The organism is Halostagnicola bangensis, assembly GCF_054653435.1.
The window spans coordinates 19,937-41,483 of sequence record NZ_BAAIGG010000001.1; the positions used below are offsets into that span (position 1 = coordinate 19,937).

Consider the following 21,547-nt stretch of genomic DNA (forward strand, 5'->3'; position numbering starts at 1 on the left):
CGCTCATAGACAGCGAGCGTGATCATCGTCTCCCGCCTATCTTGCATAGGGGTTTTTGCTTCGTAACAAACCAAAACGACGGCTTCCATTTAAGGGGCTCGATTCAGTTGCAGAAGGGGATTACGTACCACGGTTAAGGGTGACGGACAGCACCCAAGGAGATCCGTTCTCTGGAACCTAATTCGATTACTCGGCTTTCCAGCTCTGAAACAGGGACTAAGCGATTTCGGGTTCGTAGCCAACAAACGGATCTACCACGAGAAACCTACCTCAGATGGGGAGCTCAACTCTATACGTGTCGGCATCGAACGTCTTCGCCCATGGGCGACGCTGCTGGCGAGCCGACTTACTACGTGATCAGCGACCTTCACATCGGCGGCGACGAACAGCTAGGAGAGATCGACTTCCTCGAGGAGCTGGTTGAGTTCCTCGAGCGTCTCGAGACGACCGACGAGGACGCGGAGTTACTCATCAACGGAGATATGTTCGGGCTGTGGGAGTTCACGCAGGTCGACGGCCCTGCGAAATTCGACCTGCTAATCGAGCGCTACCCGGCGTTGTTCGAACAGTTACGTGCGACCGGAGAGTCGATCCCCATCACGCTGTTGCCTGGTAATCACGACAGCGAACTTGCGGCCTACGACGAGTACGTAAAGCGGTTAGCCGAGTACAACGTCGACCTGGTCCGATCCGAGTCGATCACCCGGCCGGTGGGGAACCGAACGATCTGGTTCGAACACGGCCATCAGCAAGATCCCAACAATCGGTTCGAAGATTTCGGCAACCCCAACGAGACGCCGCTGGGGTACTTCTACAACGCGCTCGTAACGAGTCGGGCGGGGCAACTCTCCGATCGAGGGCGGAACAACTGGTTGAAAGACGTGCAGGCGGTTACCCCGACCGAGCGGGTGCCTCGCTGGCTCGTTTCGAAGTATCTGTACCGAGAAATGAATCCGCTCTTGCGGTACGCCGTGATCCCATTTCTGTTGTTGTTCAATATCAGCGCACTCATCGCGGTGCTTGCCGGACTGGACGTAGCCGGCATCTGGACGATGCCGGTCGAGCGGACGGATGTGGTTCTCGACCAGTTGGGAGTGGCCGGCGAGGCTGTTCACTTTCTCCTCGTTGTCAACACGGTGGTTACCGGCATGATCCTCCTTGTAAGCGTTCCTATCTACTTTATTCTCCGTGATGTCACGAAGACCGTCGATCGGTTCGGGATTTTCGAAACGGAACTCACCGTCGACCCTGACGAGCCGTACAAGGAGGCCGCGCGAGCGGTGTTCGACGAACGACCGGAGACGGCGATATTCTGCTACGGACACACCCACCGGCCGAAAGTGACCGAACTCGAGGAGAGATTGCTCGTTAACACCGGCACGTGGTTAAAACGACTGCACCGTCGGGAGGTCTTCGCCGGGATACTTCCGCCGGTCTTCTACCCGTCCTACCAGCTCTGTGCCGTTCGTATCAGCGCCGAATCCGACGGCGTGGCCGTCGAGTACGAAGAAATTCAAAAACCCGATCCCCACGGGGACGAAATTACACTCACCGAGCGACTGCTCACCCTCGGTCGCGCACCCGCACCGGATCTCCCCGAGCGATCGGTCGTCAACGACGGAATATCGGAATCAAGCGACGATACAGGGGAGCAAGTGGGCTGAACGGAGGCCGCCGAAAGCGGTCCAAGACGGTATGTCTCGAACGGGTGCTCAAATTACACGGAAATTTGTATCTGGCAGAGAGGGTAGCAACGGAAGCAATAATATGTCGGCCCGATGAAACGTATGTGCGAATGGGCGCAGATCATATCGACATCGAGAAGGGAGAAGAGGAAGTGGCCAGCGGAGTATCCGGAAGGCTATACACTGTGTTCGCTCTCCTCTCGATGCTCGTGGCTGGGTTCGCAGCATCGATCCTCTTTGGCGTTCTCGGGTGGAACCCTGCCGTCGGCTTCGCTTGTGATATCGGGTACTTTCTGTTCTACGGGCGGATGACCGGTTCTCGATGGCCCTGGGAATACTGGTAGAACGAACTCGTTTGAGACGCGTCTGTACTCATCCTCGCTCTTGTGGGGAGACACACCGCTCAAAGCGCAGTCCGGTCGTCGAATCGGATGTCGCCTCACAGCCGTAGCGAGGCGATAGTTGTCGCCGGAAGTTCGTGCCGAAGAAGCCACGATCGAACGCATGCGCGCTCGAGCAGGAGGGAGTTGAATCGTCGCACGTCTCGACCAGCGCCAGGGAGCTCCTTTTGTACGTTCCCGTCGTGGATACCACCGTGAATGCGGGCGAACGACGACTCCTAATCTTGAATCCGGTCAGCGGGAGCGAGGATCACGTCGACACCGTCATCGAACTGGCCGAAGACCACGGGTTCGAGGTGCGGATGACCGAGGGCGAGGGTGACGCAAAGCGGATCGCCCGCAAGGCGGCGGAGACGGACCTCGTTGTCGCGGCGGGAGGAGACGGAACAGTAAACGAGGTCGTAAGCGGGCTGTACGCGGCCGATGCGCTTTCGACGACGACCGTCGCCGTCGTTCCAGCGGGGACGGGAAACAACTTCGCGACGAATATCGGCGTCGAGGGTATCGACCACGCCTTCGACGTCATCCGGCGGGACCGCCGCCGGACGATCGACCTCGGGACGGCCGAGGAACGGGCGTTCGTCAACTCCTGTGTCGCCGGTGTTACCGCCGAGGCGAGCGGCGCGACGACATCCTCGGGAAAGCGCCAGTTTGGCGTGCTCGCGTACGTGTTCCGCACGATTGAGAACGTCCGGTCGTTCGACTCTCTTCCGCTCAGGGTCGAAACTGGCGCGGGGTCCGAATCGACGATCCCGCGTACGGATCCGAACGCAGGACCGCGCGACGAATCGGTGGCCCAAACCTGGGAGGGCGACGCCGCATTCGTCCTCGTCGGAAATGCCAGGCGGTTTACCAGCGCCCGAACCGCTCAGGGAAACGCGGAGGACGGGCTACTCGAAGTGACAGTCGTCGAGGACGCTTCGGCCGTCGACCTGCTCGGCGATGCGGTGCTCGAGGGGATGTTCGGCCGCGACGCCGAACACATCGTCCGCCTCCGCGCGAGCGCGTTGACGATCGAGTCCCTCGACGATTCGCCGGTCACGTACAGTCTCGACGGCGAAACCCTCGAGTCCGAACGTGTGAACCTCGGGACGGACTGTGGCGCGCTTCGGGTGGTCGTTGGTGATGGCTACGATCCGAACCCCGACAACAACGAAGCGTAACGCGTTTCGACGCGGGTAGTGGCGGTCGTCGTGTAGCAACCGCCTGCGGGATCGCCTCGAGACAACTGGTGGCGAGTCGACGGGCTCGGGTTCGGCGATTCTAGGCACCCGTCGTCCGGCCGAGCGTCTCGTCCAGCCAGTCGAACGTTCGCCGGTGGAACAGCGATTGGGCCATGCTCTCGCAGTGGCCGCCGGCACCTTCGGCGTCGGTGAACTCGACGTACCGCGTCGGGGCCGTAAGTATCTCCGCGAGTTCCTTCGATTGGACGGCGAGCCGATCGGCCTCGTTGTCGGTAACGAGCGTCGGACACCGGATCGCATCGGCGCGCCCTTTGAGCGTGTACGCCTGCAACTCGCGGACGTACTCGCCGAGCGAATCGACGTCGTGGGCGGCCATCCGCGCCCCGAAGAACTCCAGTCCCTGTGGGTCCTCGAGTTGTTGGTCGAGCGCCTCGTCGGCGTCAGGATTTCCCTCGAGGACGGCCTCCCGTAGCTCCTCGGGGACCAGCTGTAGCGAGAGGGAGCCGAGATCGTGAATTCCGGGGTCGGCGACGAGCGCGGCAAGGCGGTGTTCGCCCGTGGCCGCTCGCGCCGCGAGGTAGCCTCCGAAGCTTCGTCCGACCAGCGCGACTCGAGACGAATCGACTTCCGGCCGCCGGACGGCGTAGTCGAAGACGGGGGCGAGCACGGTTTCGTACTCCGGGCGGAAGAAGAGGCGTTTCTCGTACAGTGTTCCCCCCTGCCCGGGACCCTCAAAGAGGAGGGAGTTGTAGTCGCGGGAGAGGGCCGCCTTCGCGAGCATCGGATAGGACTCCTCGACGGGCGAATCGTAGCCCGGAAAGCCGATTATCGTGGGCCGTACCGCCCCCGTGGCGTCCGGAGCGAAGAAATAGCCCGAGAGCGTCGTCCCCTCGAACGGGATGTCAACGACTTCGGAAGGATGGTCGAGCAACGAAGCCGCCGCTCGGAAACACTCGCGCTGGCGACGCCAAGCCTCGTGCAGATCCGGATCGTCGAGGTCGTGTCTGCGGAAGTAGTACGCCGACCGGTAGTACTCGGTCGCGCGAAGAAACGATTCGCGGGCGCTTACCAGATGATTGTCCTCGCGCGAGTCGTGTGCGCGGTTCTCGACCGTTTCGGCCGTCGCGAACCACTCGTCGTACCAGCTGTCGTAGTCGCCCCCATCGATTCGATCGGCAGTCGCGAAACACTCGCCGACGTCCGCACAGCCGTAGTAGACTTTCCCGAGCGCACGCTCGAGTTGGCCCTCGAACTCACCCTCGAAGTAGTCGGGAGACATAGCAGTCGGACTACGACATTGACAATAAAGCCGACGTACCGACATCGGTTCCCCGTCTGGCAGTCATAACCGGGAGAGAGGTGAAGACGTTGTCGCAAAATCTCGGCTCGAGCACAGTTGTCAAACCGCGCGACGCAACTCGTGATAGAATGTTCAAACTGTCTAAACAGTGTCCAATGAGTACACAGTAGTACGGACGGCAAAGACGGTATCGCCCCACCGGTGGTTGGTGCGTATGTTCTTTCTAGCAAACTGAGTTCCAACACACTACCGTAGCCGAACAACCGTCCCTGCAGGACTTCTCAGCGGAGAAGGGGTTTGACAGTGGCGATAATCCCGGTACAATCAAGTGCCGCACCTGTAGTTTCAACGTATGCCCAGTCAACTGAGGGATGTCCGGGAGAGTATTGCAACATCTCCAAACCCCTCTGATTCGTTCACCGATCTACCGCAAAACGAGTGGCGCGATATGTTTTTCGCGCTCCCAGAGGACGTTCGGAAGAGAGTCGTTGCCGATATGAGCCGTTCGCAGTTGAACACGTTTGTTACTCGGCTTGATCCGGACGAAGTGACGGATGTCCTCGAGCACGTCGACGAAGAGGCCCGCGAGGCCGTACTCGCCACCCTCGATAGCGAGCGGCGCGAGAAAATCAATTTTCTGCTGTCGTTCAACCCTGAAAGTGCGGCAGGGTTGATGAACCTTGATTTCGTCACCGTCGACGGGTCTCGAGAGTTCGACGAAGTGACCGAACGCGTTCGTCGCTTCGAAGATCGGACGGGTCGAGTACCGACGATTTTCATCACCGATGAGAACGAACTCCTCGGCGAACTCCCGGGCGCGGCGCTCTCAGTGGCTGACCGGGAAACCGAGACGATTACCGACTACGTTCAAGAGACACCGCACATCCGATATAACCGCGACGACGAAGCGGTGCTCGAGGTGTTCCGGGAGAACCGCGAGCGAACCGTCGCAGTCCTCGACGAGGAGGACGATATTCTCGGCGTGATCCACGCCGACGATCTGCTGATGATGATCGAAGAGGCGAGGGGCGAAACCCTCTACGAGTTTTCCGGCGTCGCCGAAGAAGAGAGCGTACTCGACAGCCCTGCCGAGAAAGTGCGGAGGCGGTACAAATGGCTGATTTTTAATCTCGGTACAGCGTTTATGGCTGCAGCGGTCGTTGGGCTGTTCGAGTCGACCATCGCCGCCGTCGCCATACTGGCCGCGTATATGCCGGTCGTCGCAGGGATGGGAGGAAATGCCGGAACACAGGCGATGGCAGTCACCGTTCGGGGGATTTCCCTGGACGAGGTTTCGCTCAACACCGGAAAGCGCGTCGTCGTCAACGAGGTTGTCGCAGGAGCCATCAACGGGCTCATTACGGGGACGCTTGTCGCTATCATCGCTATCGCCTTCTCCTACGGAGAGTTCGGCATCCTACTCGGTGCAGTTATCGGTGTTTCGATGGTTGCAAACCTGGTGATTGCGGGCTTTTTCGGTGCGATCACCCCGCTATTGCTCGACCGGATTGGGTACGATCCGGCCACTTCCGCGACGATCTTTATCACCACGGCGACTGACGTGTTAGGCTTTTTCGTCTTCCTTGGCTTAGCTCAGGCAATCTTGTTGTAAGCGCCCCACTGCTTCGGAAAGACTGAGCTCCTTTATGCCGTGAACGGAGAGGGGCCTCCGATCCCTCAAGCATCGGGCGGAGTCGTTCGAAAGGCACAGAGCGCCTTTCGTGACTGAGCGGAGCGAAGCTAAGCGGGAGCTGCGCTCCCGCAAGGTCAGCGGGACTTCTCCCGCCAGACTCCGCGATGTCCGCGAGACCATAATGATCGAGAGAAGTATTGGGAACAGCTGTACGAGGGAGTACCACTACAGGCCCCAGCTGCCGATAAGTGGGGTAGACCCCATTCCCAGAACTTAGCTAATTCATTAAGGTCTCGCTTGATGACGAGAGAGCAAAGCTCTCTCGAACCACCCGAAGGCGACGTGGAATCCCACTATGGGACCCGTTACGTACGGGTGGCAGCGTGTTCGGGCGAGTCAGCTTTGTTGTTGGCGTAGGCGTTGTAAGCGGCGAGAGCGACAACGAGGACGCCCGTGATCGTCGTTCCGGTTGCGAGTTCGTTGCTACCCATCTCGATGAGGTACGGCAAGATGACCGCCCATAGCCCGAGTAGAACCGTCAGCGACGCGACGCCGACGCTCGCCAACCGGTCCCGACTCATGCGGTAGAAGTTGTACCCGCCGAGCAGGAAGATCGCCGTGCCGACGAGCGTATCGTTCCAGATCGCCGCCTCCGTGGCTTCGAAGATGAACGGTGATGCGACGAGATAGAGCCCGAGCAGTGCAATGAGGGCGCTCACCCACTGCATCGTATCCGTGTTCAGGGTATTTCTGTTCTGCGTAGCCTCGGTATCAGTGCCCGTGTCGGTTGGTGTTTCGCTCATAAATTCCTCCACTGAGGTTACTCAATACCCTCGCATAACGAGAGTGCCTGCAACCGTCGGCAACGGTGAGTCCGGACCATCTTCGAGAGTCTCCCGGTACGAGAGCAGCCGGAGTGGTCTGTCGTCCTCGAGCACCAGCAAAAGTAGCGATCCTGTGAATACCGGGTATCGGACGTGTGACGCTGACCACCCGCACAGCGATGCCGGGGAACCGAACACGGGATCAACCGACGAACCGGCTACAGACCTACGGCTCGACGATCACAGCCGGTGGGTCCCCGAAGCCCCAGTCGAACGCAACGCTCGCGCTATCGGTCTCATGTGGAACTGTCTCGAGGACGGAGAGAACGCCGGCGATTTCGACCCGCTCTATCACCTGGCAAACCCGAACCGGTAGTTCGAACAGAAGAGACTTTGTCGACGAAATGGTCTTGAACGGAGCAGGATCCGAGCAGTTCTTGATACTGTCGGCTGTCAGTCGTTCAGGATTCTCGTCGCCTCGAGGGTACGAAAACCTTCACATAGTTACAGCCGGCAGTAGAAGACACAATCGTCCGGAACTCGTCAAATTCGAGGCCACACCGATGACGGAAATCGACCGCCAACCGGAAGCCGAAACGGAATACGGGGACCATTTAGCGCGCAGTGAATCCGTCTGGAACCGATGGAGTAATTGGTACGGAATGAGCGAACGCGATTTCGAGCCGATCCGCGAGGAACTGATCGCGGACCTCGAGGTCAGCGAGGGAGATACCGTCCTCGAGATCGGTTGTGGGCCGGGCGTCAATTTCGATCTGATTCGGAACGCTATCGGCGAAGACGGCAGGCTACTGGCGATCGATTACAGTCCAGCGATGGTCGAGAAGGCGACTCATCGAGTCGAAGAAAACGGCTGGGAGAACGTCGAGGTGATCCACGCCGATGCGACGACTGCCGATCTGGGCGGCCCCTACGACGCGGTCGTTGCGACGCTTTCTCTGAGCGTCATGCCCGACATCGAACGGGCGGTTCGAAACGTCTACGCCGGACTCGAGTCGGGAGGAACGATCGGTGTTCTCGACCTGCAGGAGTTTCAGTCCGGACCCGCAAAAGCGCTCAATCCGTTGTTGCGACGATTCCTTCGGTGGTACGCGAATTGGAACACGGACGAGCACGTCCCACAGGTGATAGCTGACGTGTTCGGAGGATACGACCAGTTCAGTACGTACATGCATGGGACCGTGTTTACGCTCCGGGCGGAACGACCACGAACCGGTGAGGATAGTTTTATTTGAGCACCAACATATCATTGAATATGGACGCATCTTCGCTACGCCTGCAACGCCATCTCATCGGTGCTAGTATCGTCGTGCTCGTTCTCAGCGTGTTTCAGTACTGGCAGGGTGCCATCGACTGGGGCTTCATCTTCGCTGTTGCGATTCTCTATTTTATCGTCAGAATTGTTCTCGACTACGTAACATCCGATGCCGGGGATCGTTCGATATGACCGTCATCCGGACCCGGCTCGAATTTTCCACGGCGGTTTCGCAACCGTCACGGTCAACATGTTCGCTCTTCGTGGTGGCGTCTATCGGTCGCATCAGGCGCTGAATCGCCCGGTTTTCGGAACAGTCCACCGTCTTCTAACTACGGGTTTATCGCCGCCGCCGTCGGATGAAAGAGCGTGGAACAAACTACCAAAGACATCGTGGATCGGTTTCTGCGGGCGATGAACGACCACGACCTCGAGACGTTGCTCTCGTGTTTCCACGAGGACTACCGGAGCGAAACGCCGGCACATCCCGAACGTTCGTTTACCGGCCGCGAACAGGTTCGAAAGAACTGGATACAGATGTTCGAGACGACCCCCGATCTGTCAGTCGAGTTTCCGCGAACGACGGTCGCAGGCGAGACGGCCTGGATCGAAATGCGGATGCAAGGGACCCAAACCGACGGCGACGAACTGAACGCCCGGGGCGTCGTTATCAAGAGTATCCCTGACGGCCGGATTCGACGGGGGAGGATCTACCTCGAGCCCGTTCAGCGATCCGCGGACGTGAGCTGGGAAGAAATTTACGCGGGTGAAGAGACTAACTAGCCGCTGGACAACCTAACTAGCCGCTGGACAACCGCCAGGTGAGAAGTACGCTCCAGCGGTCCGGTTTATCTACACTACTTCCTTGATGATTTCCGCAGGATTGCCCTGAACGACGACGTTTTCGGGAACGTCCTCGGTGACGACCGCACCGGATCCTATTACTGCTCCGTCCCCGATGGTCACGCCGGGGTTGAGAACCGCTCGGCCGCCGATCCAGACATCGTCGCCGATCGTCACTGGTTTTCCGTATTCGGGACCTTTCACTCGTTCGGCTGCCTCGAGTGGATGCGTCGCGGTGTAGATATGGACACCAGGACCGAGCATGCAGTCGTCCCCGATCGTAACCGGGCAGGCGTCCAAAATAACACACTCGAAATTCGTGTAGAAGTCGTCACCGACGTGAATGTTGAAGCCGTAGTCACAGCGAAACGGCGGCTCGAGGTACACATCGTCCCCGACGGAGCCGAACAGTTCGTTCACAAGCTCCGTACGTTGTGCTTCGTCGGACACTGGCGTTTCATTGTATTCCTCGGTAAGCTCTCTTGTCTCCCGCCGGCGGGCAACTAATTGCGGATCATCGGGATCGTACAACTCCCCGTTCACCATTTTCTCACGTTCACTCGCCATAGTTCCGAGAGTAGTCGCCACTCTAATACGGGTTCTGTTGCGAGCATCTCGAGTACTCCGAGTCTTTTGTGTCGGTATCAGAACCGAGGAGCAACCGTCAGCTGTCGCGAAAGAATCGTACAGGTCCGGAGATTCCTGCAGTCTCGCCCGTCCGAGGGGCTAAAGATAAAAGCGACCGACACTCCAAACGTCAGGGACTACGGTTCGACGAACTCGAGCACTTCGAGCGTATCCGTCGACTCATGGTACCAGGCGAGATGAGCTCGAAGCGGTGGCACCTCGGTCGCAGACGGACTGTAGGAGAGTAATTCTCCCTCCTCAGTTAGCGCCCAGATTCGATCACCGTCGGGGCTGAGGTCGCTCCCGGAGCCGATCGTCTCCTCACCGTTCGAAATTGTCGCCGTCAGGCCGCCATCGGATTCGTCGACGTTCCGTAATGTCCCAGCTCTTCGTCGACCGAGAGTTCGTACCAGGGATGGTCGTCCGCGGGATCGCTCGAGCTCGTGATCTCGCGTCGTTCGACGTTCATGATGGACCAACTGCGACCCACTGGGCGTCCGGCGCGGCGAACGAATTACTCTGGTAGACCATCCATCGGGTCTCGAACCCCGTCGCGGAGACGTTGATCGCCCGGTGAAAGCCGGCGGACGTCTCCTCGGCCGGTTCGACGACGACTGCGGGCGGCTTTTCGAAGCCCCAGTCGAACGCGACGCTCGCGCTGTCAATCATGTAGGTGCCCCACATGTCGTCGCTCGCCGAACCCAGATCGGCGTGCTCGACGGTTCCGTACTCGACGTGATCGACTTCCGCGTCACGCTTCGAGTTATCTGCTGACATGTGCCATCATTGGATCAGCACATCGATCCTCATCATGTCGTTTTCGACGAGATTCACCGAGGGAGAACGAAGGTGGATATGCACGGTGTTCGCGGCGTATCACCGTGCGCGAGGACTACGAAGCACGAGTCGTATCGTTCGAACGGTGCCACGGAGAGCGCTCGGGACGATCAGTCTCGATCGTAACTCGCGATCCGGCCCCACGTCGACTTTTTGCCCCAGAGCCCCGAACGCATGCACTCGAGTTCGACGATCTGGGAGTTATCGACGAAGAGGTTCACCTTCGGGCCGAACTGCTTTAGGTACCACTCGAACACCTCGGGGTCGGCCGCTTCGAAGACGCAGTTTTCGACCCCGAGCCCGTCCGCGATTTCGAACGCGACATCGGTCCGCCACTCGCGGACCCGCTCGGTGATCCCCTCGGATTCGACCATGACTTTGTACGCTCCGGCCTCGAGGTGGCGTTCGCCCTCCTCGATCGCGCTCGTCGGATCGATCGCCGACTCGGACTCGAGTTCTTCGACGCTCGAGGCGCCGCCGGCTCCGAACTGCACGTTTATCTCAGGTTTGGCCTTCATCCCGTGATCCTGGACGAGTTCGGTCAGCGCGACCATGTCCTCGACGTCGATCGCGAGGAAGCCGCTCGATACCTCGACGACGTCGAACCCGAGATCTCCCGCCTCCTCGACGTACCGCTCGACCTGATCGTAATCTCGGATCAGGACGTGCTCGACGAACCCGCCCGTCGAAACCAACACATCGTGTTCGTGACAAATCTCGATCAACTCCGTCACGGCCGTCTCGGGCATCAGCGCGAACGAACCGCCGGAGAACTTGTAGATGTCAACGTACTCTCCCATGGTCTCGAGGATGTCCTGTAGTTCGCGCGATCCCATCGGATCGTAGTACGGCCCGCGGATTTCGGTGATACCGCTCTCGCGGGGCTTTTCCTCGCGTTCGTTGACGTGCAGGAAGTCGAATGCGCGATCGGACATACGACCGGTCACCACGAGCAGGGCCAAAATGCTAACACGCCCTCGGATCCGCTCAAGTATGGCCGACCAGCGGATCGATCCCGCGGTGGACGACCGAAAACGGGTCGTACGACAAGGTGCTCAGTTCGTGCAACCGGTCCGGCGGGTCACGCAAGCAGGGCCGTCAGCTCCGAGACGTCGCGAGATTCGAGCGTTTCGATCGTCTCGACGAGGTCGTCGCGGCGCTCGTCCGTGAGGTTCCCGTCCGTAATCGCGTCGAACTTCTCCTCCAGATCGTCCCAACCGAGGGGATCGAGCGGATGACCCCGGAACGCCTCCTTTTCGACCCGATACGTGGTTCCATCGTCCATCGCGACATCGATCACCGCCGGCATTTCGCCGTCTTCGAACCGGTCGGTGAGGTCCCGGTCCTCGCTCACGTCGACGATGCGCAGCAGCTGCTGGACGTCGTCGCGCCGGATGCGCTCCGGTTCGTACTGCCCGAGCGACAGTTCGCGATCGATCAGCGCCGCCGCGAGCATGTACGGGAGCGAGTGGTCCGCCTGTGCCCTATTTTCGACTTCGTACCGGTTCCCTTCGCCGCCGCCGATGATGAGCTTCGCGCCGCCGAAGGTCTCGAGTTTGATCCCCGCGACGTCGTCCGGGTCGAGATCCTCGCGCTCGGCCAGCTCGATCACCCCCTCGACGGCGGACTGGGCGTACGTCTCCGCGACGTAACGTTTGCTCATCGCGTCGTGAACGCGTTCGCCCGGCGTCAGCTCGAGGTCGAACGGTCCCGATATCACGTCCTTCCACCCCTTCTGACCCTCGAAGAGGTCTCGAGGTCCGTCCATCCCGTTTTTCGCGAGCACCGCGGCGTAAACCGCGTTTCGCGCCGCGTTCGCCGACGCTATTCCTTTCCACTCGTTGATGCCGCCCGTTCGAGTTACCCGCAGGGCGTTGTGGCCGGTCCCCGCGATACCGATTGCGTCGCGGGTCTCCTCGAGATCGAGGTCGAGGAGTTTCGCTGCGCCGGCCGCCGCCGAAACGACGGTGTGGGTGACGTGGTCGAATCCCCGGTCTCGAACGGGGGCCTTCCACGCGAGTTCGGCCTGAATCTCGTAGGCGATCGCGAGCGCGGAGAGCAACGCCTCGCCCGATCGATCGGCGTACTCCCCGGCGGCGATGACGGCTCCCAGGTTGTCGCTCGGGTGCGGGGTCTCCCTCGGCGCCAGAAACGAATCCATATAATCGAGATAGCGGACCAGCGCCGTGTTGTGCATCGCCGCCTGTACCGGCGAGGCGCTGGCGTCGCGACCCCAGAGCGTGCACTCGCCGCCCGCCTCGAGTTCCCGGACGGTTCGAAACACCACCTGCGTGGGGTCAGCGGCCTCGGCGGCGACGGCGATACCGACCGAATCGAGGACGCGCCGTTTCAGTGCATCCCGCGTTTCCGCCGAGAGGTCGTCGTATTCGGTCTCCTGGACGAATTCCGCGATCTCGAGCGTCGTCATAGGAATCCGCTTCCACCGGTAGCGCCAAACGTTTTGGCGTAGTCGGTGCAACCGATCGAAGACGATTCGGACGGGGGGACGTGAACCAGCGAGAGGCGAATATCCTCGAGATCCGATAGCGAGTCGGCGCCGCTTCGCGAGTCGACCGCCCGGCTACAACCCTGCCGTCGCAGGCTGGGACCATTTCGGCCCGGTCGGTGACGACCGACACGAAGTCCCATGAGCACGGAAACGATTCAGGACCTCTTCGAGCACGGCCTCGAGGACATCTACCACGCAGAGCACGAGCTACTCGACGCACTCGAGGACCTCGAAGAACACACGGAAGACGACGAAATCGCACAGGCGTTCGCCCAGCACCGTCAGGAGACCGAAGACCAGATCGATCGGCTCGAGCAGGTCTTCGAGGAGTTCGGGGCGCCGCCGGAGAAAGAAGAATGCGAGGGGATCGAGGGACTGATCTCGGAGTACGAGGGGTTCCTCGAAACGGATCCCGACCAGAACGTCCTCGATTACCACAACATGGCCGCAGCCGAGAAGACGGAGCACTACGAAATCGCCGCTTACGGGAACCTCATTCCGTTGGCCGGTCAACTCGGGCTTGACGACGCCGCGGACATGCTCGAGGATAACCTCCGCGAGGAGCAAGACGCCCTCGAGAAACTGAAAGAACTGACCGAGAGCTACGACATGGAATCGATTCCGTCGCAGTGAGGCGTTACGATGTGCATCGTCACGTCGCCCAGGTTCGGCATCTCGAGGTTCCGTTCCTGAAGGGCGACACCGGCGTCCTCCAGGGTCGTACCGCCCCGTATCGTCGCTTCTTTGGCATCCGCGTCGTGGCTAACGATCCCCGTCATCTTCTCGAGCGAAACGATGACATCGTCCGTCCGGACGACCGGCGTCCACGAGTGGCCCCGTCCGGCGACGCGGACGTTCTTGTTTTCCTCCCGACAGCGACGGACGATCGTCTGAAACTCGGATTCGGTTTCGGGCGCGACGATTCAGTCCGGCTCGGCCGAGACGCTCCCCGACCAGTTCGTCCACTCCTCGGTCATCTCGTCTTCCAACGATTCCTGTCCCATCGTTAGTCACTCGAGTACGAACCGAACGAGGTGTTCGACGTCGGCTGGACCGGTGACACCATCACGAGTCACCCGAGTACGCAATCAGAGCAAGGCGTTCTCGGCCTGTCGCGAGTCCAGGCGAGTGTGCTGGCAGACGACCGGGACATCCGATTCGACCACGCTCGCGAAGTCCTCGCCCTTGGGGAGTTCCTCCGGATCCTCGAGGTCGTTGAAACGAACGTGTTTGGTTCGTTCCGCCGGAACCGTCTCCTCGTACGGACCGGTCGGTTCGCGATCGGTGAAATACCGTGATTTCGACCGTCGCATCCGCTTCGCCGGTGTTCAGGATGTAGACTGCTTCGTGGCTGATCGTCTCGAGTTCGGGGTCGGTACTCTTCTCGGAAATGTATCCGTCCGGAATGACCCACGTTTATTTCCCGGTTATCGTACTCACTCCTCAGTGATGAACAAGAACGGGTGGATAACAGAACGGCTTGTCCCTTCAGGGGGATCCCGTAAACCCGTATTAGCTATATCGTTTGAGTGAACTCGTCGAGGCCAGAGGTTCGGAAGATAGATTCCTACAAACCACTAGATCACATATGACTATTCGAGGGAACAAAGCTGGTCTATGGAAGATTTCTAGGAACTGTAGTGTGTCATAGGACAGTTCGTGTACCCTCTCTGTGAACTTGAGCACACGGCAAGTATAGCTGCATACTGATCAATATAATTAGGCCAATAGACGAGTGGTTGATTAGATCACCCAGTCCAAATTCGACTATTTCCCATCAAGAAATATTATTAATCAAATGCTTATTTTCTAATAGGTTTGCTTCATTGATATATGGATAGACGCGCGTTCCTCAGGACTGCTGCCTCTGGGTCGGTTTTGATTGCGGGCTGCTCTCAAGTAGAAGAACTGGCAAGCAATGCGAGCGACGCGGCGAGTGGGAAGAAGTCGCTCAGCGATACCGTCAGTGCCAATCGGTCCATATTCTCTCAATTCGGACCTATATAATACGTCCCAGAAAAGGAATTCTCTTCTGGATTATAATAACACATCCTTTTAGCTCACTACAGCTGCAAGCTGAGCGGATGTGATCCGTGTCTTTTCATTCACCGTAAATGAATATATCTTGGTCAGCTTGACGTTCCGGATCGTACCAAATATCCACATGTTCAAACCGCTGATCTGAGTCGTTAGTTGGCCATGAAGACTCTTGTTCACTTTCAGAACCTATTCTAACGTGAATGTTGGATGGAGTGCCATCAATCGAGATGCTATCGTTAGCAGTCTCTGCGTCCATTTCAAACGTCTCCTCAAAAATCGTGTCCGTGTTGTCGTCACTGGTTCGAAGACTAATAGAATGCGCATCTGGTGAGTAGTTGTAAACTTGGATCGAGTAACTACGAAGGAAAGGTATGCTACTGCAACCTGTGGATAGGATCGTAAGAGCAGATGTTGAAGCTAGAAGAAAACGACGTCGATGTATAGTAGATTCGTTTCTCCGGATCAATGTATGTGTTTTGGTTTAGAGGGCCGTGGTGAATCGCCATACGGCGCTTGATTTGGCTAGTTGACGGCACGCTTGATGTTGTAGACGACACACATCAGAACGATTTCACGGAACTCACGATACCAAGATCGCGCACGCACGGCGTCGCCGAGCGTGCGCTTGATCACCGAGAAGACGGTCTCAGACAACGCTCTCTGGCCGTAGAGAGTCCCATCGATCACGCGCGTTATGCGCGTGATCGATGGGACGGAACTCTCAATGCTTGATCAGCGGTCTTACGTCCTCTTCTCGGAGTTTATCACGTAACCGTTGCCAGTCGTAGCCTTTGTCGGCAGCGAGGCTGTGCAACTCGCCCGCGTTGCGGCGGGCGAGTTGCCAGCCGATCTGCGTGTCGTGACGTTTCTCGGTTGTGCAGTGAACGTCGAGGATAGCTTGTGACGCTGTATCGACGAGAGCGGTTGTTTTGAGTGTTTGAACACGATAATTCGTGCGACGGCAGTAGTGTTTGCTGGCGTTTTCGCGGTCGAAAAACGTCGCGTCCATCGCAGCGTGACCAGATGGCTCGTGCAGCTGCGCCGACAGGCGCAGCAGCACTCGCCAGACCGCCATCTTGATCCTGTCAAACGCTTTCACCAGCGTCGAGTGATCTGGGAGATCGGCCTTCTCAAGGCCGATCTCCGCCAATATTTGTGGCATCTCGCTCAAGAGGTCGAGCGCTTCGCGGTAGGACTTCTCCAAGTGAATTCGCAGACAATGCAGCGAAACGACGGCGTAGTCGGCGAATCCGCCGCCACCTTGCGGGGCGGCGGATTCGCCTCGACCACCAACAGCATTTTTAGCCAACGTCACGACCTTCCCAGTGAAGCGGGAAATTTTGGACATAGAGCATCCGCGGTTTCCCGCTTCAACTCCCTAGTTCTGACGGTCGAAGTCTACGCAGTCGTGCGATTCACCAGAGCCATTTCATCTATTCTGCTGGTGATGCCCAGATGAGCCGAGACCAGTATCCTGTACTCACGGAAAACCTCGTCGAGCAGGCGAATACCCTTCTCCAAGTTCATGATAGCATTTCAAAAGTCGTTCAAGAACTCGAGATCCCCGTTTCCAAGATCGACGACACCTACACCAAATCGGGCGATCGAATCTTTGAGCTCGAGTCGATGATTCGGGTGTTCATCTACAAGGAAGTGGGTGACTTTAGCGATCTGAAACTGGCCGATCGGTTCGAGACCTGGGCATACCTTCAACAGCGGTTCGGACTCAAGAACAGACCGTCGCAAGGAACGCTCTCGTATACGTGGCGAAACCGATTCACACCGCCACTTCGGCGGGTGGTTGAGGCAGTTGCACGAGCGATCCATACAGAAGCACACGAGCAAGATATCGTCTCGGAAGAGCTTGCACCGCCTCTCAGCGACGATACTGAGTCTGAGACTCCACAACCACTGCATCACTATGTGGACCAGCATGTCCCCAAGATCATCGATCTCGGTCGGGAACATATCTTCTCAGCGTTTGATACGGAGAGAGCATCGAATACCAAACACAGTGATATGGCAATCTGGGAATCCCAGACAAAAATGAGCCTGATGAAGCGAGTTGGCTCACGAGGTATCTATCGAATGTTGAATCGAAAGCAGGAGGATACACTCCATAATGATACGCACGTGAGAGCTATCAAGAAGCTGGCTACACCGAAAACATATCAGTATTCTCTGGATGACTTTACCACTCCTGATCAGTCCGCAATCCCATCACCAAATCGGATCGCGGAGACAATTCAAGATCCGTTCCATGAGGCGACCTCGTGTCTACTGAGTTCGATTCGAGGAACTGAGGGCTTTCAAGAGCCAGTAATCGCTGCGATCGACTACACAGTTGTCCCATTCCATTCGTCACCGTGGAAATCACCCGAAGATATCGAACCAGATGACGAACGAATGGTTGTGAACGAGACGACAGGGAAGACGAAAGTACCGAAAGAAGACTATCCAGAAATGGTACACGGGTAGAAGGACGAGCACTCGTATGGGTATGAGTATGCAACACTCTCAATCGTTGGACGCAACGCTCCGATCGTCATCGCCGTTGAACCAGTCCGGCGGAACTCGGGATGGGAAGGCGACGACGGGAAATCAATGCCGAACCACGAGATCGTCGATCGGCTTATGGAGCAGGCGACCCAACATGTCGATATTCATAAAGTGATGGCAGATAGGGAGTTTGGCTCCCACGGTGTTCAGGATATCCTTGATCAATGGGGAGTAACGTATCTCATTCCAAAGAAGAAATACGAGAAAGATCTGGAGGATATTGAGAAGGTGAAAGACCATCCAGTTGCAGATGCTGCTGTCCTCCCAGATGTTCCGTTACACATTGATGATGAACACAGTCATGATGTGAACTTCATGTTCGTGGCCTCAAGAAACAAGAAGTTCGCTGCCACAGATGGGGGCAACTATGCCGTGTTCATCACGAACCGAGACGAGGTATCTCCTGATGAAGCAATGGGGTTGACGTCACAGTATTCTCGCCGCTGGGATATCGAAAATGAGTACAAGTCGATCAAGTCGTTCCTGCCGTCGATCGCGTCGACGGACTACCGGATGCGATGTTTCACCTTCATCTTCGGCGTGCTACTCTATAACCTCTGGCGAATGGTTGACCACCTCGTGAAGGTACTCGTCAAGGCAACGTATGATGACTACGAGAAGGGTGATGACGAGATCCGCTTGAAGCCGGTAGTCACGTCGTCGGGCTGTATCGATACGTTCCTCGATGGCTTCGATCCACCGGACTAAGCAGGTCTATTTCTCTCGAGTTCTCGATTTCGGGTAGCAACAGCCTTCTCTTCTCTTCCTTATTTTCACACCACACTTTTCGTCTCTGAAAGGTGAGTATCATCCGTGCAGTCCAGTTAGTCTTCTTTACAATAATTCAGAGATAGTTTTCTTGTATTGAACGTCTCTTCGTTTGTAGCAGAACCAAACTCCGAACCTCTGTCGAGGCGTTTCCGTGCCCGAGCTGCCTGCAGTACGCTGCCTGGACTATATTCAAACGAAGCGTCGTCGGCACACACCCAGAGCGTCACTGCTTTCGAACACCATGAACGACGAGGAAGTCCTCGAGACCGTTCGCCAGAATGGACCGTTCGAATCGACAGACGAGGCGCGAGCCGTAACGACCGCGACGTTGTACACGTTCGGCGAGCGGATCCGTCCGAGAAGGCGATCACCGACTCGGAGAAAGAACCCACCACGGACTACTCGTTCGACGAATTCGTCCAGCGGGCCTCCCAACGCGAGAGCGTCCCCAGAGACGTTGCTGAGATTCACACCCGGGCCGTCGGAAGCGCCCTCGCCGAGACAATGAGCGACCGCATATCGACGCGTCTCGAGAAACACAACGCGGAGTTGTTCGCCACACACTGCAGTTGCACCCCAAACAACCAAGAGCCACGTTGGCGCGATACCAGACCGAGGCTCGTTATTGCTATGTCACTGAAAGCCGCCTTCGAAACCGGTGAAGATGGTGCGATGATCGGCGCCGCTACCGAACCCCCGCGGTGGAGGCGAATCGCCTCCGCGGCGATCGGTGGCGGGCTCGTCCTGTTCGGACTCAAAAACCGCTCGGTGATCGGGTCGATAGCCGCGATCGCCGGCGGATGGCTCGTCTACCGTGGAGTCACGGGCCGGGACCGGCCCGAGCCAAAATACGATGCCGATGCCGAGACGGGTATGGAACTCGGTCACGACGCAGGGTCCGGCACTGATTCAGAAGCCCAAGCGGACTCCGAACCGGGCATCGATTCCGAAATTACCCCCCTCTCTAGCGTCGATACGAGTGCGATCGTCGACCGTATTCGTTCCGAGATCGACACGAATACGCCCCGAATAGAGCGGTCGATTACCATCGGGGCGTCGCCCGAGGAGCTTTACGAACTTTGGTTCGAGCCGGCCACGCTCGAACGGATTGTCGGCCCCGGCGGGAAGATCGAGACCGTCGACGCAGACGAGGGGCGCTGGCGGTGGACGATCCCCGGACCGCTCGAGCAGGCCGTGACCTGGGAGACCGAACTCGTCGACGAACAGTCCGGGGAGTACATCCACTGGGAAACGCTCGATGGGGAACGTCTCTCGAGCAACGGATCGGTCGAGTTTCAGCAGGCACCCGCCGATCGAGGAACGGAAGTAACCCTCCAGTTGGAGTTCCATCCACCCGGCGGCCCGTTCGGAAACGCGGTGATGAACGGAATCGATATCATTCCCGGCACGCTCGCGGAGAAAACGCTCAATCGGTTCAAAAGCCTCGCGGAGACGGGAGAAATTCCCTCGCTCGAGACGAACCCGTCCGGACGCGGGACGGGAGATCTGGTCTAGGTCGGTGTGAGTCGCCAACTCGATCCGTGCGAATCGAGGTCGTTTAGACCTCTTACTTCGGGTCGTAGATTCGTTACTTCGGGTCGTAGATCCGTTACTTCGGGTCGTATACCCCTTATTTCGGGTCGTTGTAGGTTCGCGGATCCGGTTCGGGGGCGGCCACCTCTCCGTCGCCTGGTTGTTCGGCGAGATAGGAGAACTCGCCCTTGCTGTCCGGTGAGGAGCCCTCCGTCCACGGCAGGTTCGGATCCTCCTGTGGATCCCTGCGCGTCGACATGAACGCGTAATTGACGTCCTGATTTTCCGCTTCCTGTGGGAAACTCGCGGGGATCGGAATCGGATCGTCGAGCGCCTCGATCGCCTCGAGCCACTGGTTCTGGTGCATGGTGTCTCGAGCGATGAGATACGAGAGCATGTCCTCCATCCCGGGATCGTCGGTCATCTCGTACAGCCGCGTCGCGAGCAGACGACCGGTCGATTCGGCCATCACGTTCGCGTAGAGGTCCGCCGCGAGGTTCCCCGAGGCGACGACGTAGCCGCCGTTGAACGGAACGCCGTTACTGTCGACGGGCATCGCCGAGAGGCCGGCCGAAAGGAAGTGACGCGGGTTCTGGCCCGTCATCGCCGCGTTGACGGCCGAGTTCTGTTTTGCCTCTTCGCGAAGTTCGTCGGGCGCACCCCGAAGATTCTCCGTCACCGCGGTCGCGAGCATTTCGATGTGACCCAACTCTTCCGCTGCGGTTTCCATCAACAGGTTTCGAAATTCGCTGTACTCGGCCGGGAGCGCCCACGCCTGGAACATGTACTGCATCGCGACGCGAATTTCGCCTTCAGCGCCGCCGATGGCCTGCTGGAGAAGTTTCGCGAAGTGCGGATCCGGCTCTTCGACCGTAACCTCATACTGGAGTTCTGGTTCTTGGAAGAACATACTTCACGCTCCCGACATTGATTCGACGGATAAATATTTCACTTGCAGTAGTTGGAAATATACTCTGCAGAGAGATACCGGTGTTCGGGAAGGGATCGTCCTGGAGAAGGTCTCTTTCAGGCCTCACGAAGCTTTTTTGCGGATCGAGTAGTCCGGTTGAGAGACTGATTTCAGATGACGAGCGACAACCCCTCCACGAGCGCGGGACCGTCGCGGCGACGGCTAATAAAACACGGACTGCTCGCGACCACCGGCGTCCTCCTCGGCGGACCACACGCCGTCGGTGCGTCCGCCTCCCCCGACGAGACCGCCCAGGTTGAGGTGGAGAACGCGCGAGGGATGATGTTCCCCTATCAATTCACGCCGAACGCGCGGTTCACGGTAATCGAGAACGACCTCGACTGGCGGCCCGAACGGATAGATAGCACCTACGAAACGCACGTTATCCAGTACGAGTACGCCCGATCGCTTCGGGCCTTTCTCTTTACCGAAACATCTCTGCCCGCCGAGGAGAACCGAACGTTCGAATTCGGGCCCCCACAGCGCGCGTTGTCAGCCGATTCCGGACGACGCCTCGTCGGTGTGACCGCCAAATCGGACGCTCGATAATCGACCCAC

The 21,547-nt window shown here is 58.3% G+C and carries 22 protein-coding genes and 2 pseudogenes; 12 read left to right on the forward strand and 12 right to left on the reverse strand.

The window, feature by feature from the left end; genetic code table 11:
- The first annotated feature begins 320 nt into the window (after positions 1-320).
- The 3 genes from ACYQ14_RS00120 to ACYQ14_RS00130 all read left to right on the forward strand — a co-directional run bounded on the left by ACYQ14_RS00120 (position 321) and on the right by ACYQ14_RS00130 (position 3,249).
- Positions 321-1,664: a metallophosphoesterase gene (locus tag ACYQ14_RS00120; RefSeq protein ID WP_459883566.1), complete on the forward strand. Its 1,344-nt coding sequence runs from the start codon at positions 321-323 to the stop codon at positions 1,662-1,664.
- Between the two features lie 131 nt (positions 1,665-1,795).
- Complete coding sequence (locus tag ACYQ14_RS00125) at positions 1,796-2,029, forward strand: hypothetical protein (protein ID WP_459883568.1); 234 nt, start codon at positions 1,796-1,798, stop codon at positions 2,027-2,029.
- A 239-nt stretch (positions 2,030-2,268) separates the two neighbouring features.
- Positions 2,269-3,249: a diacylglycerol/lipid kinase family protein gene (locus ACYQ14_RS00130; RefSeq protein WP_459884166.1), complete on the forward strand. Its 981-nt coding sequence runs from the start codon at positions 2,269-2,271 to the stop codon at positions 3,247-3,249.
- A 100-nt stretch (positions 3,250-3,349) separates the two neighbouring features.
- Here ACYQ14_RS00130 and ACYQ14_RS00135 read toward each other — a convergent pair whose 3' ends face one another.
- Positions 3,350-4,549 carry an alpha/beta hydrolase family protein gene (locus ACYQ14_RS00135; RefSeq protein ID WP_459883570.1) on the reverse strand — a complete coding sequence of 400 codons (1,200 nt, stop codon included), beginning with the start codon at positions 4,547-4,549 and terminating at the stop codon, positions 3,350-3,352.
- Between the two features lie 373 nt (positions 4,550-4,922).
- Between ACYQ14_RS00135 and ACYQ14_RS00140 the strand changes: the two genes are divergently transcribed.
- Complete coding sequence (locus ACYQ14_RS00140) at positions 4,923-6,182, forward strand: magnesium transporter (protein WP_459883573.1); 1,260 nt, start codon at positions 4,923-4,925, stop codon at positions 6,180-6,182.
- Positions 6,183-6,568: 386 nt separating this feature from the next.
- On the opposite strand, the gene ACYQ14_RS00145 is transcribed toward ACYQ14_RS00140, so the two are convergent.
- Positions 6,569-7,006 (reverse strand): SPW repeat protein, encoded by a 438-nt coding sequence (locus ACYQ14_RS00145; protein WP_459883575.1) that lies wholly within the window; start codon positions 7,004-7,006, stop codon positions 6,569-6,571.
- Between the two features lie 247 nt (positions 7,007-7,253).
- Positions 7,254-7,382, reverse strand: a complete 129-nt coding sequence (locus ACYQ14_RS00150) for a hypothetical protein (protein WP_459883577.1) — start codon at positions 7,380-7,382, stop codon at positions 7,254-7,256.
- 208 nt (positions 7,383-7,590) lie between these two features.
- On the opposite strand from ACYQ14_RS00150, the gene ACYQ14_RS00155 reads away from it, so the two are divergent.
- From ACYQ14_RS00155 to ACYQ14_RS00165, 3 genes are all read left to right on the forward strand, one after another.
- The gene (locus tag ACYQ14_RS00155; RefSeq protein ID WP_459883579.1) at positions 7,591-8,280 is read left to right on the forward strand and encodes a class I SAM-dependent methyltransferase; all 690 of its coding nucleotides are present in this window, start codon (positions 7,591-7,593) and stop codon (positions 8,278-8,280) included.
- 20 nt (positions 8,281-8,300) lie between these two features.
- Positions 8,301-8,492 (forward strand): hypothetical protein, encoded by a 192-nt coding sequence (locus tag ACYQ14_RS00160; protein ID WP_459883581.1) that lies wholly within the window; start codon positions 8,301-8,303, stop codon positions 8,490-8,492.
- Positions 8,493-8,669: 177 nt separating this feature from the next.
- Positions 8,670-9,083 carry a nuclear transport factor 2 family protein gene (locus ACYQ14_RS00165; RefSeq protein ID WP_459883583.1) on the forward strand — a complete coding sequence of 138 codons (414 nt, stop codon included), beginning with the start codon at positions 8,670-8,672 and terminating at the stop codon, positions 9,081-9,083.
- 69 nt (positions 9,084-9,152) lie between these two features.
- Here the strand turns inward: ACYQ14_RS00165 and ACYQ14_RS00170 are convergent, their stop codons facing one another.
- The 5 genes from ACYQ14_RS00170 to ACYQ14_RS00190 all read right to left on the reverse strand — a co-directional run bounded on the left by ACYQ14_RS00170 (position 9,153) and on the right by ACYQ14_RS00190 (position 13,035).
- Complete coding sequence (locus tag ACYQ14_RS00170; RefSeq protein WP_459883585.1) at positions 9,153-9,710, reverse strand: sugar O-acetyltransferase; 558 nt, start codon at positions 9,708-9,710, stop codon at positions 9,153-9,155.
- Between the two features lie 403 nt (positions 9,711-10,113).
- Positions 10,114-10,239 (reverse strand): hypothetical protein, encoded by a 126-nt coding sequence (locus ACYQ14_RS00175; protein WP_459883587.1) that lies wholly within the window; start codon positions 10,237-10,239, stop codon positions 10,114-10,116.
- Positions 10,236-10,547 (reverse strand): hypothetical protein, encoded by a 312-nt coding sequence (locus ACYQ14_RS00180; protein ID WP_459883589.1) that lies wholly within the window; start codon positions 10,545-10,547, stop codon positions 10,236-10,238. Before ACYQ14_RS00180 ends, ACYQ14_RS00175 begins: the two co-directional genes overlap by 4 nt.
- 170 nt (positions 10,548-10,717) lie before the next feature.
- Positions 10,718-11,542 (reverse strand): phosphosulfolactate synthase, encoded by an 825-nt coding sequence (locus ACYQ14_RS00185; protein ID WP_459883591.1) that lies wholly within the window; start codon positions 11,540-11,542, stop codon positions 10,718-10,720.
- 146 nt (positions 11,543-11,688) lie between these two features.
- On the reverse strand, positions 11,689-13,035 hold the full coding sequence (locus ACYQ14_RS00190) for an MmgE/PrpD family protein (RefSeq protein ID WP_459883594.1): 1,347 nt from the start codon (positions 13,033-13,035) through the stop codon (positions 11,689-11,691).
- A 219-nt stretch (positions 13,036-13,254) separates the two neighbouring features.
- Between ACYQ14_RS00190 and ACYQ14_RS00195 the strand changes: the two genes are divergently transcribed.
- Positions 13,255-13,749 (forward strand): YciE/YciF ferroxidase family protein, encoded by a 495-nt coding sequence (locus ACYQ14_RS00195; RefSeq protein WP_459883596.1) that lies wholly within the window; start codon positions 13,255-13,257, stop codon positions 13,747-13,749.
- Here the strand turns inward: ACYQ14_RS00195 and ACYQ14_RS00200 are convergent.
- The 3 genes and pseudogenes from ACYQ14_RS00200 to ACYQ14_RS00210 form a co-directional block, all read right to left on the reverse strand.
- Complete coding sequence (locus tag ACYQ14_RS00200) at positions 13,719-14,039, reverse strand: FAD-binding oxidoreductase (protein ID WP_459884169.1); 321 nt, start codon at positions 14,037-14,039, stop codon at positions 13,719-13,721. The two genes, ACYQ14_RS00195 and ACYQ14_RS00200, sit on opposite strands and share 31 nt — an antisense overlap.
- 165 nt (positions 14,040-14,204) lie before the next feature.
- Positions 14,205-14,472: pseudogene (locus ACYQ14_RS00205) on the reverse strand (sensory rhodopsin transducer).
- Positions 14,473-15,678: 1,206 nt separating this feature from the next.
- Positions 15,679-16,504: pseudogene (locus ACYQ14_RS00210) on the reverse strand (IS5 family transposase).
- Between the two features lie 107 nt (positions 16,505-16,611).
- On the opposite strand from ACYQ14_RS00210, the gene ACYQ14_RS00215 reads away from it, so the two are divergent.
- The 3 genes from ACYQ14_RS00215 to ACYQ14_RS00225 all read left to right on the forward strand — a co-directional run bounded on the left by ACYQ14_RS00215 (position 16,612) and on the right by ACYQ14_RS00225 (position 20,001).
- On the forward strand, positions 16,612-17,634 hold the full coding sequence (locus ACYQ14_RS00215) for a hypothetical protein (protein WP_459883598.1): 1,023 nt from the start codon (positions 16,612-16,614) through the stop codon (positions 17,632-17,634).
- Positions 17,635-17,760: 126 nt separating this feature from the next.
- Complete coding sequence (locus ACYQ14_RS00220; RefSeq protein WP_459883600.1) at positions 17,761-18,423, forward strand: transposase; 663 nt, start codon at positions 17,761-17,763, stop codon at positions 18,421-18,423.
- A gap of 693 nt (positions 18,424-19,116) precedes the next feature.
- On the forward strand, positions 19,117-20,001 hold the full coding sequence (locus ACYQ14_RS00225; protein WP_459883602.1) for an SRPBCC family protein: 885 nt from the start codon (positions 19,117-19,119) through the stop codon (positions 19,999-20,001).
- A gap of 115 nt (positions 20,002-20,116) precedes the next feature.
- Here the strand turns inward: ACYQ14_RS00225 and ACYQ14_RS00230 are convergent, their stop codons facing one another.
- On the reverse strand, positions 20,117-20,929 hold the full coding sequence (locus ACYQ14_RS00230) for a manganese catalase (RefSeq protein ID WP_459883605.1): 813 nt from the start codon (positions 20,927-20,929) through the stop codon (positions 20,117-20,119).
- A 174-nt stretch (positions 20,930-21,103) separates the two neighbouring features.
- On the opposite strand from ACYQ14_RS00230, the gene ACYQ14_RS00235 reads away from it, so the two are divergent.
- Positions 21,104-21,538 carry a hypothetical protein gene (locus tag ACYQ14_RS00235; RefSeq protein ID WP_459883607.1) on the forward strand — a complete coding sequence of 145 codons (435 nt, stop codon included), beginning with the start codon at positions 21,104-21,106 and terminating at the stop codon, positions 21,536-21,538.
- Positions 21,539-21,547 lie beyond the last annotated feature (9 nt).